This is a genomic window from Cyanobacterium stanieri LEGE 03274, assembly GCF_015207825.1.
Taxonomy (GTDB): Bacteria; Cyanobacteriota; Cyanobacteriia; order Cyanobacteriales; family Cyanobacteriaceae; genus Cyanobacterium; species Cyanobacterium stanieri_B.
This window is the reverse complement of the sequence record NZ_JADEWC010000007.1, coordinates 79,379-98,165: the sequence shown is the minus strand read 5'-3', so window position 1 is coordinate 98,165 and position 18,787 is coordinate 79,379. Positions and strand designations below refer to the sequence as shown.

The 18,787-nt window shown below is 39.3% G+C and carries 11 protein-coding genes and 1 tRNA gene; 5 read left to right on the top strand and 7 right to left on the bottom strand.

The annotated features are described in order from the left end of the window. The first annotated feature begins 2 nt into the window (after positions 1-2). Positions 3-1,859: a phosphodiester glycosidase family protein gene (locus IQ215_RS04970; protein ID WP_206688514.1), complete on the top strand. Its 1,857-nt coding sequence runs from the start codon at positions 3-5 to the stop codon at positions 1,857-1,859. 85 nt (positions 1,860-1,944) lie between these two features. Here IQ215_RS04970 and glpX read toward each other — a convergent pair whose 3' ends face one another. From glpX to IQ215_RS04955, 3 genes are all read right to left on the bottom strand, one after another. Continuing rightward, on the bottom strand, positions 1,945-2,982 hold the full coding sequence (gene glpX / locus IQ215_RS04965) for a class II fructose-bisphosphatase (protein ID WP_193800228.1): 1,038 nt from the start codon (positions 2,980-2,982) through the stop codon (positions 1,945-1,947). 145 nt (positions 2,983-3,127) lie between these two features. After that, a complete protein-coding gene (locus IQ215_RS04960) occupies positions 3,128-5,770 on the bottom strand; it encodes a chloride channel protein (protein ID WP_206688512.1) in 2,643 nt (880 codons plus the stop codon). A gap of 83 nt (positions 5,771-5,853) precedes the next feature. Next, entirely contained in the window at positions 5,854-6,336 is a 483-nt protein-coding gene (locus IQ215_RS04955) for a DUF4079 domain-containing protein (protein ID WP_193800200.1), read from the bottom strand. 384 nt (positions 6,337-6,720) lie between these two features. On the opposite strand from IQ215_RS04955, the gene IQ215_RS04950 reads away from it, so the two are divergent. Both IQ215_RS04950 and lpxC read left to right on the top strand, forming a co-directional pair. Further along, positions 6,721-6,793, top strand: a tRNA-Thr gene (locus IQ215_RS04950). Between the two features lie 111 nt (positions 6,794-6,904). Beyond that, positions 6,905-7,711, top strand: coding sequence for a UDP-3-O-acyl-N-acetylglucosamine deacetylase (gene lpxC / locus IQ215_RS04945; protein ID WP_193800199.1), 807 nt, complete (start codon positions 6,905-6,907; stop codon positions 7,709-7,711). A gap of 332 nt (positions 7,712-8,043) precedes the next feature. Here lpxC and glpK read toward each other — a convergent pair whose 3' ends face one another. Together glpK and IQ215_RS04935 are read right to left on the bottom strand one after the other, a co-directional pair. Beyond that, the gene (glpK, locus tag IQ215_RS04940; RefSeq protein ID WP_193800198.1) at positions 8,044-9,531 is read right to left on the bottom strand and encodes a glycerol kinase GlpK; all 1,488 of its coding nucleotides are present in this window, start codon (positions 9,529-9,531) and stop codon (positions 8,044-8,046) included. 39 nt (positions 9,532-9,570) lie between these two features. Then, positions 9,571-15,675, bottom strand: coding sequence for a translocation/assembly module TamB domain-containing protein (locus IQ215_RS04935; protein ID WP_193800197.1), 6,105 nt, complete (start codon positions 15,673-15,675; stop codon positions 9,571-9,573). Positions 15,676-15,939: 264 nt separating this feature from the next. Between IQ215_RS04935 and IQ215_RS04930 the strand changes: the two genes are divergently transcribed. Further along, entirely contained in the window at positions 15,940-17,355 is a 1,416-nt protein-coding gene (locus tag IQ215_RS04930; protein ID WP_193800196.1) for a class I SAM-dependent methyltransferase, read from the top strand. Positions 17,356-17,385: 30 nt separating this feature from the next. Here the strand turns inward: IQ215_RS04930 and IQ215_RS14470 are convergent, their stop codons facing one another. Continuing rightward, complete coding sequence (locus IQ215_RS14470) at positions 17,386-17,517, bottom strand: hypothetical protein (protein ID WP_277815524.1); 132 nt, start codon at positions 17,515-17,517, stop codon at positions 17,386-17,388. Positions 17,518-17,539: 22 nt separating this feature from the next. After that, complete coding sequence (locus IQ215_RS04925) at positions 17,540-18,157, bottom strand: hypothetical protein (protein WP_193800195.1); 618 nt, start codon at positions 18,155-18,157, stop codon at positions 17,540-17,542. 232 nt (positions 18,158-18,389) lie between these two features. Between IQ215_RS04925 and IQ215_RS04920 the strand changes: the two genes are divergently transcribed. Beyond that, positions 18,390-18,701, top strand: a complete 312-nt coding sequence (locus IQ215_RS04920; RefSeq protein ID WP_193800194.1) for a hypothetical protein — start codon at positions 18,390-18,392, stop codon at positions 18,699-18,701. Positions 18,702-18,787 lie beyond the last annotated feature (86 nt).

The following is an 18,787-nucleotide window of genomic DNA, read 5'->3' as shown; positions in this document are numbered from 1 at the left end:
ATATGAAGAAAAAGAAGTTTTTTTGGTTAAATTTAATTATTATTTCCTTCATTTGCTCACTTTTATTAAATGGCTTTAATTTTAATATAAATCAAGGAATCGGAAAACCTGTTTTTGCTCAAAATAATAGTCAAGGCATAGTGGAAACAGGAACAAAAACTTTTATCAATCAGCGAGAAATAAATTTACCATGGATAGAGTGGCGAGAAGGAAATCAAGCCTATATTGGTATTAGTGATATTGCCTTACAAAATACCCTTGGGGTTGAATTATTAAACAGTAATAATCCCAATGAACAACCTATTCAGTGGTTTAATTCTTACCATAATTTACCCGCTCGTTTTGTAAATCCTTATCGTTATTTAGATACAAGAAAACTATTAGAAAATACTGATATTGTAATAGAAAGACAGGGAGATAGTTTAATTATTAACACTCCTAATAGTCGTATAAATCGAGTATATGACATTAATCAATCTCAACAAAAAAGGGTGGTAATTGAGTTAGAAAGACCTACTTTTTTCCGTGTTAGTCAGGCAAGGGATGAAGGGGTAATTATTATTGAGGGGCAACCAACTTTTGGAGTTGCGGGGGAAAATGATGATAGCTCCATTAATCCTTATAATAATACGGGTGCGTTAGAAGACGAGGGAGATAGAGTCAGGGGGGCGCAAAATCCCGTTTCTGGTGCGCTATTTCGGGTAGAAAGGAATAATAATATTACCCTTGTGCATATCAATATTCCTGCGGGGCATAATTTGAAGGTTAATTCTTCGGCGCCCAATATACTTTTTGCGGAATTAAGTCCTACGGCGAAGGTGCAGAAAAATATATCATGGTCTAATGATCTTAGTTGGCAGGATAAATATATCAGGTTGAGTAATGGTCAAACCTTTTTTGTATCTATGTTAAAGGCGAATTTACAACGGTCTGGGCTTAGTTTACGACCCATTGTATCTAGTAATAATACCATGGTTGGTACTGCACCCCTAAGAACCATGGCACAAAGTCAAGGGGCGATCGCAGCTATTAACGGAGGCTTTTTTAACCGTAACAATCAATTACCCCTGGGGGCTATCAGAAACAATCAAAATTGGCAAAGTGCGCCCATTCTCAATCGGGGAGTATTGGCTTGGAATGATGCGGGAAACTTCCAAATTAGTCGTCTTCGTCTCCAAGAAACCATTACCAATGGTACGGGCGATCGCCTCCTATCCGATTATATCAACAGTGGTTATGTGCAAACAGGGGTATCCCGTTATACCAGCAGTTGGGGTAACAATTACACTAGCCTGACTAACAATGAAACCATTATAGTAGTAGAGGGCGATCGCATCAGGGAAAAAACCACCATCCCCCAAGCAGGAAGTAACCCCATCACCATCCCCGCCAACGGCTATTTAATCGTCGTGCGCAACTCCCCCCAACTCGCCTCCAACTTTAACCAAGGGCAACAATTACGAATTACCAGCACCACCACCCCCCCCACCATGGCTAATTTTCCCCATATGCTTGGGGCAGGGCCCATGCTCTTGAGCAACCGTCAAATCGTCCTCAACGGTGAAGCAGAGGGCTTTAGTAACGCTTTTAACCAACAAAGGGCATCCCGTAGCGCCGTAGCCCTTGATAACCAAGGTAACATCATGTTTGTAGCAGTCCATCAAAGAATAGGAGGCCCTGGCCCTGGCTTACAGGAATTTGCCCAAATTCTCCTCCAACTAGGGGCAACCGATGCCCTTAACCTTGATGGCGGTAGTTCTACCCAAATTTATCTTGGCGGTGAAATTATTGATCGTTCCCCCGTTACCGCCGCTCGGGTACACAATGGATTAGGTTTGTTTTTCCGTCCTCGCAATTAGGGTGGGGAATAGGGCATAAAAAAAAGAAGGAATGTAATTTTTTACATTCCCTCATCAAATTAGACTATGGTAACAACCAGAAATATTATTTCAATTGGATATTTTGAGGCTTATCAAACATATGAACAGTATCCACAAAACGAGCGGTACTAGATTGACTAGAAATAACTAAACTTTGGGTTCTGGCGCCACCATGGAAGAAACGAACACCATTCATTAAAGTACCAGGGGTAATACCACAGGCAGCAAATAAAACGGTTTCTCCAGAAGCCAATTCTTCAGCGGTGTAAACCTTATCAGGATCGGTGATACCCATTTCGGTAAGACGAGCGAGGTTACCTTCTCTGCTTTCACCAATTAAACCAGTTTTCACCACCGCAGGATCATAGATTAATTGTCCTTGGAAGTGACCACCTAAACAACGCATTGCAGCGGCAGAAATAACCCCTTCAGGAGCCGCACCAATACCCATAAGGGCATGGATGTTAGTACCAGAGAAGGCACAGGATAAAGCGGCGCTCACGTCACCATCACTGATGAGGCGAACTCTTGCCCCAGCTGCACGAATTTCTTTAATTAAATCTTCGTGGCGAGATCTGTCCATTACTACTACCACTAATTCTTCGGGCTTACGATTTAAGCACTCGGAAAGAATTTTGATGTTTTCGGTGGCAGATTTGTTAATGTCCACATGACCTCTGGCGGCAGGGGGGGCCGCTAATTTTTTCATGTAGAAGTCGGGGGCTGCAAATAAACCACCTTTTTCGGAGATGGCAAGAACAGCCATAGAACCATTTTGACCGTAAGCCACAAGGTTAGTACCTTCGCAGGGGTCAACGGCAATATCAATTTCGATTAATTCATCAGGGTTACAGAAGTCTTTGGCGTTGGGTTGGGTACATACGCCTACTTCTTCACCGATGTAAAGCATGGGTGCGTCATCTCTTTCCCCTTCACCGATAACGATTCTACCGCGCATATTGATTTTGTTCATTCTTTCGCGCATGGCTTCTACTGCTACTTCATCGGCAGTATCTTTTTCGCCCATACCCATCCATTTAGCAGAGGCGATCGCCGCTTGTTCTACTACTTCAATTATTTCTAGTCCGATAGTAGTTTCTATCATTGTGTATCCTCCGAAGATTTTTAAATTGAATTTTCTATAATGATTTAAGTAAATCTCATTAAGATTAAAGTCTATCAGAGTGAGGGATTTCCCACAAAAAAAGTTTTTCTAGGGAACACAGAACGCGGAACAGGGAATAGTTTTAAGATGGTAAGCGGATTAAAATAACGGTGGTATCAAGTTTAGAGGCGATCGCATCGGGAATGTTACCTTGAATCGTCTGTTTTAATAAACCATCTCGGGAAGCACCGATAATGACTAACTCCGCATGGTGATTGTGGGCAACTAAACGAATACCATCCACCACGGAATTAGAGGCAATGGAAAGGGGTTTAACCATGGTTTCCACATGGGGTTGTAATTCTTCTACGGCAAAATATAAATCGGAGGAATCAACTTTTTTGGCACTAGCCGGATAAACCTTGGTTAACCACACGGGGGGTAAACTGCCCTTATGATACACATTGAGGAAAGCGGGTAATAGTTTCAAACCTTCACGCGCATTGGGGCCCCCTGCCATGGGTACTAAACAACTACCTCTGGCCATTAAATTGTGGGGATAACTATGGTTTTTTCCTAGTTTAATTAAAATTAATTCGCAGGGGGCTTGGGTGATTAAATTATCTACTAAATGGGAAAATATAAACTCTTGAGAAGTGGAATTTTTACCCCAGCCCATTACTAATAAATCGATATATTCTCGTTTAATAATTTCTAATAATAATCCTGTGCGGTGGTGGGTAATAACTATTCTTGTATGGGTTGGTACATTTGCTTTTTTCCCTATTTTTTCTAGGGTTATCATCAATTTTCTGGCTTCTTTTGTGTCCACATAGGTACTGTGGGGATCTAAATGTTTGGCAACTTTTAATACTTTAATAAACTCAATTTCATAATCATGGTAAAGGGCGATCGCCACGGCAATTTTAGCCAAACTTTCATAATCATCCTCAGAAGTTACAGGCACTAAAATAGAACCTTTTCCCGTGGCAGGGGAACGACTTTGATATATGGTATAAGCTACCTGAGTTTTAATGGCCGCATCCGCCTTCAACTCATCCACCTCCACCCGAATAATATCGGTGCGGGTAATAATCCCCACCAAACGCCCATCTTGCACCACGGGCAAACGGGAAAGGGTGTAACGGTTGAGCAAGTATAAAACATCACTCAAATAAGCATCTGGATTTACGGTAATGGGATTGGGTGTCATAATCTCCTTGGTGAGTAATAAGGAAGAAGGGTTACGCACCTTGACTAAATCCGACTGGGTAACGATACCCACCAACTTTCCATCATCTACCACGGGGAAACCTCGATGGGAAGACAAGGACATCAAATCTAACAATTCAATTACCTTCATACGGGGAGAAACGGTTTCCACGTTAGTTTGCATCACCGCCCCTGCCTTCAATTCCCTTAAAAAATTGTTTTGACGATCGCTACTTTCCTGATATTCGTCTTCTAAATCATAGCCCATGTGCTGTAACAATAACTGATCCATCGATCCCTTTTGCACCGCTTCGGCGCTAATATAAGCCACCGCACAAGTAATCATCAGGGGTAATACAAGGTTAAAATTGGCGTTTAATTCAAATATCATCACAATGGCAGTGACAGGCACTCTGACAACCCCCGTAAAAAAAGCCCCCATCCCCGCCAGTGCAAAGGTTGCCCTAGCGTCTATATCTATCCACAAACCCCCTAAATCAGCGATTAAATAACCTAAAGATGAACCCATAATCAAGGCTGGGGCAAATAACCCCCCAGGAGCGCCCGAACCTGCGGCGATGATGGTTAAAATAAAGTGGGCGGCTAACACTAGGGCAATTTGTTCCCATGATAACTCCCCTTTTACTAAAAATTCCCTCAATCCTGCATTATCACGGAAATAGGGGGGCAAAAGGGCGATCGCACTTCCACACACCAACCCCGTTAAGCCAATTTTTTGCCAGAGGGGCATTTTCAACCGTTGATTAAACTTGACACTTTTTAAAACCCCCTTATTAAATAAAGCCCCCAACAAACCCCCCGAAACACCAAGAATAAGATATAAAGGAATATCTTGGGGAGAAAAACTAATACTATCCGAAGGTAAAAGGCTAGAAGGAAGACTTAAATCGGGGCTTTGTAAAATAATTGATACCACCGCCCCCGTAAAGGATGCCACAATGGCCGTTTCAAGGGTGAGGTTAGACACATCCCGCATCAACTCCTCAATGACAAACATCACCCCCGCAATGGGGGTATTAAATCCCGCAGCCAATCCTGCCGCTGCCCCGGCCGCTATCATTTGTCTTCGATGCTCGGGGGATGTTGGCACTAAACGGGTTAATTCTGCCGCCAAGGCCGCCCCAATATGCACCGTGGGGCTTCTTCTACCTAGGGTTAACCCTCCCCCCAAAATTAAAATAGTACCGATGATCTTAATAAATGCGATCTTCAAAGATAATGGCACTGCATAACGGGCAAGGGAGGCTTTTACTTGGGCTACTCCTCCTCCCCCTGCAGTGGGTGCTACATATTCTAATAATAGCCCTGCTAATGCCCCAAAAAAGAGTCCGAAAAAGGGTAAAGTTGCGATCGCCCCCCACTCATTAACTAAATCAATTCTCATACCCCCTAACCAGCCGATACCCTGTTTGAGTAAAAGGGCGGCCAAAGCCCCAAACACTCCAATCAAAGCCGCTTCTACCAAGGCATAACGAGGGGAAATGGAATTTCTCGCCCAATGGCGAGATTTTAACCAAACTAAACCTTTTTGGAGCAATTTCCGGGGCAACAAACTATCCACAGCAAGAGTAATTTAATTTTAAGTTGCTTAAAGGGAGAAATGGGAGGGTATTTTATTTATGGATAGGTTTAAGATTAAATGGAAAGTCCTAGTTTTAATCCTAAAATGGCATGGATAACCATTACAGTTACGGCAATGCTACCAAGATAAGCATGGGCAGTGCGTAAACTATCTTTATTTCCACCAAAGCCAGTGATAGAGATTAAGCCATTCAATCCTAATAAACCAATAACTAACGAACCTGTCCAAAAGTGAGGGCTAGATAAAATAGGCTCTCCTTGCATCACTAAGGATAATAAACCACCACTATAACCCATGGTGACGAATAATGTCATTAAAGGGGCTATTTTACGATGATTCATTTTATTTTCTGCGACCTCTCCTTCGGTAGTCAATAGACGACTACGCCACCCTGTCACCGCTACGGCACTACCCATAAAGAAAATGACAATACCCATAAAAAAGGGATGTCCCCAGTGTACAACGATTTCAGGAGTATTGAAACCAGAAAAAAGATCCGCTGCGGGTTGTAAGATTTCTCTAATTGTTTCCTTCATATTTTTTAGTAGTTCTTCATAGTTCTTAATCTAATATGAAGTATAACCGTAAATATGGGCAATGGGTAAGGGGCAATGGGCAATGGGTAAGAGGTAAAATAATTGATTACTCATTATTTATTTTTCAATATTTAATTGATGTGACGTAATTTTTTTAGCAGGTGCAGGTTAAAAATATGAAAAGTTTTTATTAGGTTATTGAGGGAGTGAAAATAAGACCATTAATTAATCTAAAGTTGTTCTAAATTTTTGAACCTGATACCCGATACCTGATACCTAACACCTCAAACCAAGAACTAATTATTTTTTTTTGCGTAACATCAGATATTTAATAATGACTTATGATGGGAGTTTTTGTTATAATTGTTTTTGGTGTTTTTTTGTGCTACCTTGGCTCAATTGGTAGAGCGAATCATTCGTAATGATTAGGTTGTGGGTTCGAGTCCCATAGGTAGCTTGGAATAATTGACAATGGGCAATGTACAATGGACAATTAACATTGTCAGGGAATAGGCAATGGTTTCTCTCAAAATTCAATTATCCATTATCAATTCTCAATTATTTTTTTATGTTTAAATCTTTTCAACTGTCGGGAGTTGGGCTTCATTCTGGCAAGGTTAGTACGGTAAAGTTATTTCCTGAAGAAAGGGGCAAGGGTAGATATTTCGTCAGGGTAGATTTACCCCATAGCCCTTGTATTCCTGCAACCATTGATTCTTTGGATACTACTTTATTATCTACGGAGTTGGCACAGGGAGAAGCGAAGGTACGTACGGTGGAGCATTTATTGTCTAGTTTGTGTGCCTGTGGTGTTGATGATGTGCGTATGGAAATTGATGGGGCAGAAGTGCCTTTGTTAGATGGTTCGTCAAAATTATGGTGCGATCGCCTTTACCACCCTGACTATAATTTTAGTGAGAGTTCATATAAAATTAACGAACCAATTTGGGTAAGACATAAAGATGCTTTTGTGGCTGCCTTACCCTCAGAAAAAATGGTTTTTACCTACGGTATAGATTTTCCCTACCAAGCTATCCAAAATCAATGGTTTACATGGTATCCTGAACGGGAAACCTTCCAAAGTGCGATCGCCCCTGCCCGTACCTTTGGCTTTGCCGAACAAATCGAACACTTACAAAACCAAGGATTAATCCTTGGAGGCAACCTCAGTAACGCCCTTGTGTGTAGTCAAGATGGTTGGGTAAACCCCCCCCTACGGTTTGAAAATGAACCAGTGCGCCATAAAATCCTTGATTTAATCGGTGATTTAAGCCTTCTTGGTACTATTCCCACCGCCCATTATCTAGCCTACAAAGCCAGTCATCGACTACACACCCAACTAGCCCAACAAATCAAAAAAATTTATCTAACCTGAGTTCGGGATAAAATTTAGGCGTTGGTGAATTAAGGTATGATTTCTTGTTGAGGAAGGGAACAGGGAACGGGGAATAGGGAACAGTTATAATATTTAGAAGTCTTAGTTTTTTGTGTAATTCAATAATGTTTCATACTCAAAATCAGCAATGCCAAAATTTATAGTATTGTAAAGGCGTGAATAATTGACAATTGACAATGAGTAATTGAACTATTTTACCCTTACTCCCCATCCCCCGTACTCCTCATCTCCTGCAACCTGTACGGACGTACCATGGTACGTCCCCTACCATACCGACAAATCCCGAACTGAGGTTAAATAATTGTCCATTACTACGCCCAACTGTGCGCCCTTTCCACCGCATCAGCCCAGCGACTGGTTAAAGCATCCCTTTGGGATGAAGATATTTTAGGTTTAAACACCGTCGTAGTGGTTTCCAACCGTTGAATCTCCTCTAAATTCTGCCAATAGCCCGTCGCCAATCCAGCAAAATAAGCCACACCCCGGGCCGTAAGTTCAACCCCCGCAGGGCGCTCCACAGGCACTCCCAACAAATCCGCTTGGAATTGTAACAAGAAATCACTACGGGCAGCGCCTCCATCCACCTTCAATAATTCAAGGGGAGTATTAGACTCCTTCTCCAAACTGCGCACCACATCATACACCTGAAAGGCGATACCCTCTAAAGTAGCCCTTGCGATGTGAGCTTTTGTTGTCGCACGACTGATGCCTACAATAGTACCTCTGGCATATTGATCCCAATAGGGAGAGCCTAACCCAGCCAAAGCAGGGACAAAAAACACATCCCCCGTATCGGCTACAGACTCCGCTAACTCGGTAATTTCCGAAGCTGATTTAATTAACCCTAAGCCATCCCTGAGCCATGTAATTGCCGATCCTGCCGCCAAGATACTCCCCTCCAGACCGTAGGTTATCTCGCCATTCAAGCCCCAACAGATGGTGGATAAGAGACTTTTTTCTGAGGGTACTAACTCTTTTCCCGTGGGAGAAATTAAAAAACATCCTGTACCATAGGTATTTTTAGCAATGCCCCGATGGAAGCCCGTATGGCCAAAGGTGGCGGCCTGTTGATCCCCTGCGATACCTGCGATCGCAATTTCTTCCCCAAAGATGCTAGGATCAGTGTAAGCTACAACACCACTAGAATCGCACAATGTGGGTAGCATATTCATGGGTACATCAAACAATTCACACAAAAGCACGTCCCATTGTACCTTGTTAACATTGAGTAAAAGAGTGCGAGAAGCATTACCCACATCAGTAATATGGGTTTTTCCCCCAGTCAAATTCCAAATTAACCAACTGTCAATAGTACCAAAAGCCAGTTTTCCTGCCTTAGCAAGTTTTCTTGCCCCTTGGACATTGTCCAAAATCCACTCTACTTTACTACCCGAAAAATAGGCATCGAGCAAAAGTCCAGATCTACTTTTTACCTCTTTTTGTAACTCCCTGCCCTTCAAATCATCAATGGTGGCGGAAGTGCGTCTATCTTGCCACACAATGGCATTATAAATGGGTTTTCCCGTTTCCTTGTTCCAAACTACCGTGGTTTCCCGTTGATTAGTTACCCCAAGGGCTTCTATCTGTTTTTTTTCCACATTGGCTTTATCACAAACCCCCTCAACCACTGACAAAACTGATTGCCAAATTTCTTGGGGATCATGTTCTACCTCCCCCGGGTTAGGATAATATTGACTAAATTCTTCTTGGGCGGTGGCCAACACATGACCGTTTTTTTGAAATAAAATTGCCCTAGTGCTTGTTGTTCCTTGGTCTATGGCTAAAATATATTTATTCATGGTTGTGTCTATAATCTGTTAACAGCAGTTAGCAAGATGTTAAAATCTTCTCTGATAACGTATCCGAAATTCATTGAAAATATAGTCGTAGGATACGGAGATGTTAGAGCGATTTTGTAGAGGATAAACCCCTTCTACGAGGGGAAATACCCTTAAATCACTCATACCCAAAGGACTTCCCCAGGTGCTAACTCTTTCGTTTATACCAAAAGTTACATCATTTAGGAGGGGTACTACTACAAATTGTAATAATCCGCTCTCAATTAAATCAATATCCCCTGAGCCTTCTAGTTGATTGAGTAACCCTAAAAATTGCCCCCCGACGATGAGATTTACTAATTCCCCTTGTCCACGCCCTGGAATACTGGTTAACCTCACTAGGGGAGAATTGAGAATTTCTAAATTAGTATTATCGGGGTTAAATCTACTGGCTATGGTGGTACATCTTGCCACGGAGTCTAATTTTTCTTGATTCCATCCTTCTTCTGGTTGATTAACAATGACGTTATCTGATGGGGTAACATTACAGGAGTTGTTAGCGGTTTGCCCTGTAATTAAGGGGGTGAGGGATTGTAGATTACCCCTAATGGCTAATTCTACCCTGACGGTTTCTCCTCTACCTCCCCTGACGATGGGATCTAAAATTTCGTTATTTCTCGTGGTACTGAGTTGACGGGAATAATCTACTACGTCTCCTTCTACTAATATATCAACTTCTGGATTTAAGATACTTTGATTTGGTCGGAAAGTTACTCGATTTTCGTTGGTGCGGGAGAGATAGAAGGTATTTTGTTCGCCGATGGTGTTGGTGACAATTCCAGACCCTGATGATCCCCCTATGTTAATGCGTCCTCTACGGAGGTTTAATTGACCTTGGGCGGTAATGTTATCGGGATTTAGACCCCGACCGTTAACTACTAAATCACCGTCAAATAAGAAGCGATAAACCCCAAATTGGGAAATATCTAAATCCTTTAAATTAACTTCAAAATTATTGATTTGCGGTTGAAAAATGCTTTCAGAAATGGGGCCGTTTTCCCCTAGCCATTGACTGGCGATGTTTATTTCTTCGGGGGTGAGGGGTTGCCCGTTATTATTGAGGTTAGGAATGCTGACTCTACCCCTAGCAAGGTGGAAAAATCCGCCGACAACGGGGTTTAAAACCGTGCCATCGATGCGAATTTCGGCGTTAACTCCCCCTCGGTAGAGATTGGTTAAATCAAGGGTTTGATTAGGAATGGAAATGGTGAGGGGGTTTTCATTGTCAGGTTGGGCAGTGGTGAGAGGTAAACTGCCCCCTAGATTAATTTCAGTATCCTTTATTTTAGCTTGTACTTGGTTAAGGGCGATCGCCCTGCCATCAATATCTACTTCCCCAGACACAATCACAGAATCTTCAATACTAGAAGACTCTAACTGCGCATTATCCAAATTAACCTTACCCCTAACCTGCACCTGATTTAAATCAGGATTTTCAATAAAACGATTCAGAGAAGCAATTTCCACATCAAATTGCGCATTAGCATCTCCTCCAGTCAAAGCCAATTGCCCTTGGGTTAAAATTCCCAACACCTCCAAAGCCTCCCGAGAAAGAGACACATTCAAAGTAGCAGGAAAAGGAGTAGCCAACAAAGGATGATAAGGTAAAGTAGAAGTTATCTGTATCTCCTCAGGGGCGGTAGAAGCAAAATTAAACAAATAATCCTCATAAACAAAATCACCCCTTACTTCTTGGGCTAAAATTGCCCCATCGAAACTACTATCCCTCACCACCACATTACCTTCAATCACAGGATTTAACAAATTACCAGATAAACTTCCCTCCATATCCAAAATTCCTCCAAAATCAGAATCAGGAATAAAGGCGCTGAAAGTATCTAAAGATAAATTAGAAACCCTAAAATCTCCCTCCTGCCTATTCCACGACAAATTACCCGCAAAAGCCACCTCACTATCATTAATCCCCAACACAAAAGGTTGTATTTCCAAATTATTATCCCGAAACTCCGCCCCTAAAGTTATCTGAGGAATAATCACAGGCTGACTCTGTTGGATAACCAAACCCAAACCATCCACCACATCAGGATAAGCCGGTTGGGGTAACCATTGCCAATTACGCCCCTCAAAATCCACATTTACAATGGGATTACGTAAATTCCCACCGATAACAACTTCCCCCCGATAAACCCCCATCACATCCAAATTAGAAGGAATACCCCCCTCTTGAATTTGTCTTGCAACCTCCTTAATTTGCCTATCAATATTCGCCAACAAATTAACCTGATTACCAATAGTGTCATCCCCATCACCCACCGACTGAGGGGGAATGCTATCCGCCGACGCAAAAACATCTTGAGTTTGAATCTGTTGTAAAATCGAAGTCAAAGTTTCCACATCGCTAATCTGTAGAGTAGTAAAAATATCCCTCACATCACCATCCACATTTAACCTACCCTCAATATCCTGAGTCGCCAAATTAAAACTGCCCTGCAAAGCATAAACACTATCCCCAAAACGCAAAGAAGCCTCTCGCAACTGCGCCACATCATCCCTAAACACAAAATCCGCATTAATTTCATTGGCGATAATATTACCAATACCAATTTCCTTTAAACGAATATTTCCCCTACTACTAAAATCCCTCAGATTAACCGTTGTCTGTTGTTCTACCCTACCCTGTAGATTACCCACTATACCAAAATTTGCCACAGGGCTAATCCTTAAACTAGCCAGATTGAAATTATTAACCGTAGCCGTAAATTCTTCCCCCCTTCTTTCCCCTTGCACCAAAAAACCATCTTCTCCCCCTTGAGAAATAAGCACTTGATCAGGAATAAAAGCAATATAATTATCAGAAGTAACAGGGGTAATATTATTAGGTATCAACCTTGCATAAATAACATCCTCCTCACCCCGTAAATCGAGAATAATTCCCTCACTACCATTGACATTTAAATTACCAGCCAAAAAAGACTCAAATTGAATATCATTAAAAATTAAATTAGCTACCTCTATATCTCCTCCCAAACGAAGATTATTTTCTCCGAGAGGATTCGTTAACAAATTATTCCCCGTAAACCTACCGACAAAATTACCAATCCCAGATAAATTTGCCTCATCGGGTAATAACCTAATACCCTCCTCTTGGGGAAATTGTGCCAAGATAGCATTAGCAGGAATTGTTTCCAAATCTGCTTGGGTTTCTATATCCAAAACCACATTAGTTATATCCAGATTAGATACCAAATTAATCACATCAAATCTGCCCCTAGCATTGAGGTTGGTTTCACCCACATTAACCAAGGCTTGGGTAACTTCCACCACGGCGGAAGGATTATTACTAAAAATAGGGGCAAGACTTCCCCTCAAATTCACTTGACTATTAAGGGGAGAGTTAGCCAGTAGTTGATTATCTAAATTAAGCGCCAATTGTTGGGCAAGGTTATCAATATTTATATCCTCAGTATTTAAATTAATGCCCCATTGATTGTTACTTATATTCGTTACTGCAACTCCTCCCCCTTGGGCAAGGTTAAAGTTACTATTGGCATTTAATACCAAACTATTGAGAGGGGAAAGAGTTTGAGTATCGAGATAATTAATTGCCGTGGCGACAACTTCTTGGAGGGATACATTAACATTTATCTGACTATTAACTTGATTAACATCGAGGGGAAAATCAGCAATTAATTGTTGGGCGTTAATATTTTGGGCATTGGCGTTAACTCTTACTAAACCATTACTAATATTCGTTTGACTGTTAACAACTCCCCCTCCTCCCAGAAGACTATTATCTGCATTGACTGTCAAACTGGGTAAGGAAGCGATAATATTTTCTAGGGATGTAAAGTTAGTTTGATTATTAATTAATTCAGTAGTAAGGAGGGATAAGTTTACCCGACTGGTTTCGACTGTAATGGGAGATACAGGATTGAGATTATTTAAGTTAATTCCTGAAGCGGTGGCAAGAAAAGCAGTATTTTGAGGATTAACCCCCCCTGAAACATTAACCAATCCTCCATTTACTAATACTTCACTACTCAGATTGAGATTTAGGGTAGTAAGATTTCTTTGCCCAAGGGTAATTAATTCTTGGATACTACTTTCTAGCTGTAAGTTACTGGTAATAATATTAGTATCTACCGCAAAATCTGTAATCAAATTATTTAAATTAATTTCCCTTGCATCGGCATTGGCAAGGATAACACCATTTTCCAGACGGCTATCAACTTCTATGCTTCCCCTATCTACATTTAGTTGTAAGTTGCTGATAGCGTCAATGTTATCTAAATCGAGATTGTTAAAATTACCCCTTGCCTGAATATTACCTTGATTGGCGCTGATGAGGGTGGCGGTGTTTATGTTTTCTGGGCAGTTACCCATAGTTAAGCAATATTGACGCACAAAGGGGGTAAGGGTAAGGGAGTTGATGACTAAGTCGGCATTCCAATTGCTGGTTTCTAAATCTGCTAAACCGTTAACATTGATAGTACCATCGTTAACTATTAATTGGGTATTATTAACCCTTAGTTGATTATTGTCATAGGCTAATTCTCCCCTGCCTGTAATGTTGCCTAATTCTTGGTTATTGTTATCGGGAAGATTGAAGTTAACTAAAGCCGAAGGGTTGCCAATATTTCCTATAATGTTTCCTGTGGCTTGTAATCTACTAACCGTAATCTCAGGGGGTAAAAGGTTATAGACATTGATTAATTCTTGGGTGGGTAAGTCGGCATCAAGATTTATTTGTAGGGGAAAGTCGTTAATATTGATGGTTTCTTGATTGGTTATTTTTTCCCTAAGATTGGTATTGATTAAACCTGAGAGAAAAACTTCTCCCCCTGCAGTGGGATTAATTTCTAATCTGTTTAAGGTAATGGCATCTAGGTTACTATCTAAGGATAAAACTGTTTGCCCTAAGTCCATTTGATCAACTATGGTATTTTCAATGGCAAGATTAGTGTTAATTTGGGGGTTGTCAATTTCCCCTGTGATAGCTAAATCTCCTTGAAGGATACCGTTAAGGGTAACGGGGGAAATCACGGCAAGGGATGCAAGGGCATCGTTAACATTAATGGGGTTAAGATTTCCTTGAATGTTATAACCTTGGTTTAAGTCAATGTTTCCTGTGAGGTTTCCTGCTAGGTTGCCAAAATTGGCGTTAGCTTCTAAAAAGTCGATGGTTTGCCCGTCAACTTTTATATATGCTTCACTGCGTAGGGGTTGAATAATGGTTTGTTGATTATTTTCACCAGAAAAGATATAGTCTCCTTCTAGTTGGTTTAGGGCAATGCTTCCGTAGGCTTGAGTTTCTCTTAGATTGGTAAAGGAGGGGATATTTATTTCTAAGTTAATGTCGATATTACCTTGGTTAATATTAAGGGGTAGGGCTGATGAGACAATGTCGTTAAGTTTGGTTAAGTCAAGGTAGTTTATTTTTATGTTGTTATTACTTTGGGTTGTGGCGAGGATGGTTTCTCCTCTCAGGTTAATGCTACTATTGTCGATTTTCGATTGGATATTATAACGGAGGGGATTGGTGTCGTTGTTATAGAGAAGGTTAAGGTTTATTTGATTTTCTGTGTCAATGGCTTGGGTTGTGGCGTTGGGGGTGATGGCAAGGGTGGCTTTTTCAATGTCAAGGTTTATATCGGCGGTGATGGGTAATTCTGGTAAGTCTATGGTTTCGGGAATTTCGCTTTCTTCTTCTTCTGTGGGGGTGATAAGGGTGTCTAGTTGCCCGAGGGCGGTGATTTCTTCGATGGTAATATCGAGGGGGAGTTGGTTTTGGAAAAGGATATTAAGGGGATTAAATTGGGCGTTGATATTTTTGATTTCGACAAAGCTATTATCTTCGCTGGTGGGGGGGAGAGTAACATCATTGATGGTGAGGTGGGAAAAACCGAAACTGGTTATTTCTCCTATGTTTACTTCTCTTTCAAGGGCTTTTTTTAATTCGTCTTCGATGGTGGCAGGTATGACTTCGGTGATAATATATTTTGCACCTAAATAAGCGCCTGAGGCGATCGCACCTCCTCCTACTACTACAATAATGATAGTTCGTGGGGAAGTAATCACTCGTTTGAGTTTATGAAAAAGAGTATTGGAATTTTCTTCGGGTTGGGGGGATTGTGGATTTGTCATTTGCCTCACTCACACCGTTATAATTGCTATTCATAAGTTACCTTAAGTTTAGATTTTTTTCATTATCATTATTTTATGGATTTAATGCACAAGTGCTTTACTTTTCATGAGGGATAAGAAATTAATTATTTTTACTTCCCATCTTTTTTATATACCCACGAGAGTAAACTTGAATAAATTTTAGGTAATTAATCTTTAATTTATCTTTATTATCCATTTTCAATTCTTTATTTTTAACACTTAATAATTAACACTTTTTTTCCTATGTTAAAATCCCAGCTTCCTAATATAACCGTTGAACAAATCACACAAAATATTTTACAAAATGCTAATAATCAATCATCCCAATTTTCAGAAATCTTAGATAATGAAACTCGATTAATGGAAACCCATAACTTTAATCAAGAAGAATTTACCAAGGAATCCAAGGAATTTGACCATTATATCGATTTAGCACACCATAGAGGACAAATAAGAAATAATCTACCTGAATCTTTTAATCATTTTCCTCGCTCAATTTTTAAACCATTGGGAAAACTATTTTTAAAAGTATTATCGTATATTTTTAAAGATCAAAGGGAGGTTAATTTTAATTTTGAAAAAACTTTAAGTATTCTTAACAAAAAAGACAAAATATTACTTGAAAGTATTGAAAATATATTTCAAAATAATCCTTTATATAAAAAACAACGAGAATTAGAAGAAGAAATCAACTTTTTAAAAGAAGAATATAAAAGAGAAAGAGAAAAAAATATTGCTAATTATGAAAGCAATAATCGTTTTTTACAAAGACAAATTAACGATAATTTTAATAAAAATAAATGGGAAATAGAACAGCTCAAATTATCAATTCAAGAATTAAATAAAAAGAATGAAGATCTATTTCAAAAAAATATATACTTACAAAAACATTTATTTCAGCAAGAACAACACATCGAAAAACTATCCAATATTGATATTAAAAACATAGAAGGTAATTTATCAGCTATAAAAAATATTGATAATGAAATAAAAAACCATTCCTTAGATAACTTTTATTTAGCATTTGAGAATAAATTTAGGGGCGATCGTCAACACATAAAAAAAATATTAAATCAAGACTATCGATATTTAATTGACAGTTTAAATATTAATAAAAACGATAACTTATTTATTGATATTGGTTGCGGTAGAGGAGAATGGTTAGAAATAATCAAAGAATTGGGCTATCAAGGTAAGGGAGTTGACCTCAATCAAATAATGGTAGAAGATTGTAACTACCGTGGTTTAAAAGTTATCGTCAGTGACTGTGTCGAATATCTAACATCCCTTGATGATAATTCCGTAGATGTAATCACAGGATTCCATATCGTTGAGCATTTACCCCTTAAAACCATACTAGACTTATTTAAAGAATGTTTACGAGTATTAAAACCCCATGGCATGGTGATATTTGAAACACCTAACCCCGATAATATTTTAGTCGGTAGTCGTAATTTTTATAACGATCCAACCCATCGTAATCCAATTCCTAATGCTACCTTAACCTTTATGTTAGAATCTGTCGGCTTTCCTAAGGTTGAAGTATTAAAACTACATCCCATACCCAATCATGATATTACAGGGGATGAATTGGCTTTGCGTTTCAGTGAATATTTCTATGGTTGTCAAGATTACGCAGTGATTGGATTTTTACAATAAACAGGGTGTTGGTGAATTAAGGTATGATTTTTAGTTGAGTTTGGCAATAGGGAATGGGCAATGGGCAATAGTAATAATAGCTTTAATACTATATATACATTTACTGTCATTCAATAATGCTTCATACTTAAAATCAGCAATGCCATAAATAGTAGTGGGCATAATAGCCCACCATATCATAAACTTAATCAATTAAAGCGTTTAAAAGTACCTGACTTAAAGACATTTGTTGCATATCATCTAAAGTAATAGTGTCAACAATGTCAAATTTTGCCCCAGCTTCCTCGAGTAAATCATCTAAAGCCTTAAAATATTCTGTCGCTTTTCTATCCTTACCAATTTGAATAAAAGAAATACCTAACTCCTCATCCTTCTCTATTTTGTAAGTAGCATCAATAATAAGTTTAATAATTTCTTTTGGTTCATCAGGAATACCATCAGTTATGATAATCATGGTTTCCCCATTGGGTTTAGTTTTTCCCTCAGCTTTCCTTTGAAAATAATTATCAAGGGCATCTTGCAACACACTCTTTAAGTCAGACTTACCCATAGGCTCATTGAGAGCATAAATTTCTTTAATTTTTTCTGCATTGACGTTATCATAACGACGGAAACGCCCTGAATAAAGATAAATGGTAATACCATCATAATCTAACTCATCACATTGTTTAGCGAGGGCAAAAGTTGATTCTTGAGCAATTTGCCAACGGGTTTTTCCCGTACCATCATCAGTATTTAGGCTACTACTTTTATCAATAATTAAAGTATAGTCCCGATCATTTACAATCTCATTTATATTCATATAAATAATTCCTTTACATTATCTCTATAAAGGATCATAGCTAAAAATCTTTAATAGATTATCAAAAAAATATGAGAATTTTGATAATTGATAAAAGTCCCAACAAATATTAATTTTTTATAAAGAAAAAATAATGTAAATTGTTATTGCAAATCTGGTAAAAATCTGAAAATTTGAGCTAAAACAGACTTACACCGTTAGGTTAAATATAGTAATTTTTTTTATTGAGACTATGAATAACGAAAATAAATATCGGATGATTTGTACCCTATCCTTTGGGGATATTTATGCTCAAATTATAATTTGGTTAATTGTGATTTTTGTTAGTTTAGCCAGTACCCTTGCTCTTTGGAGTAGTACCCGACAAATTTACGCTTTTGCTACGGTAGGTATTGTTTTAGTGTTATCTCTACCCTTCTTGTTATTTGCGTTTGTCACTACTTTATTTAATCATATTGAATTTGTCCCCGTGGATCAAGAAGAAGACAAAAAGTCAAGGGCTAAGGCTAAATTTCAAGGGAGAAAACCAGCGGAAGCGGTTTAATAAAAATAGGGCATTGCAGGGGTTATGGTATGAAATATAGTTGAATTACACTAAAAACTAAAACTTCTAAATATTATAACCGTTCC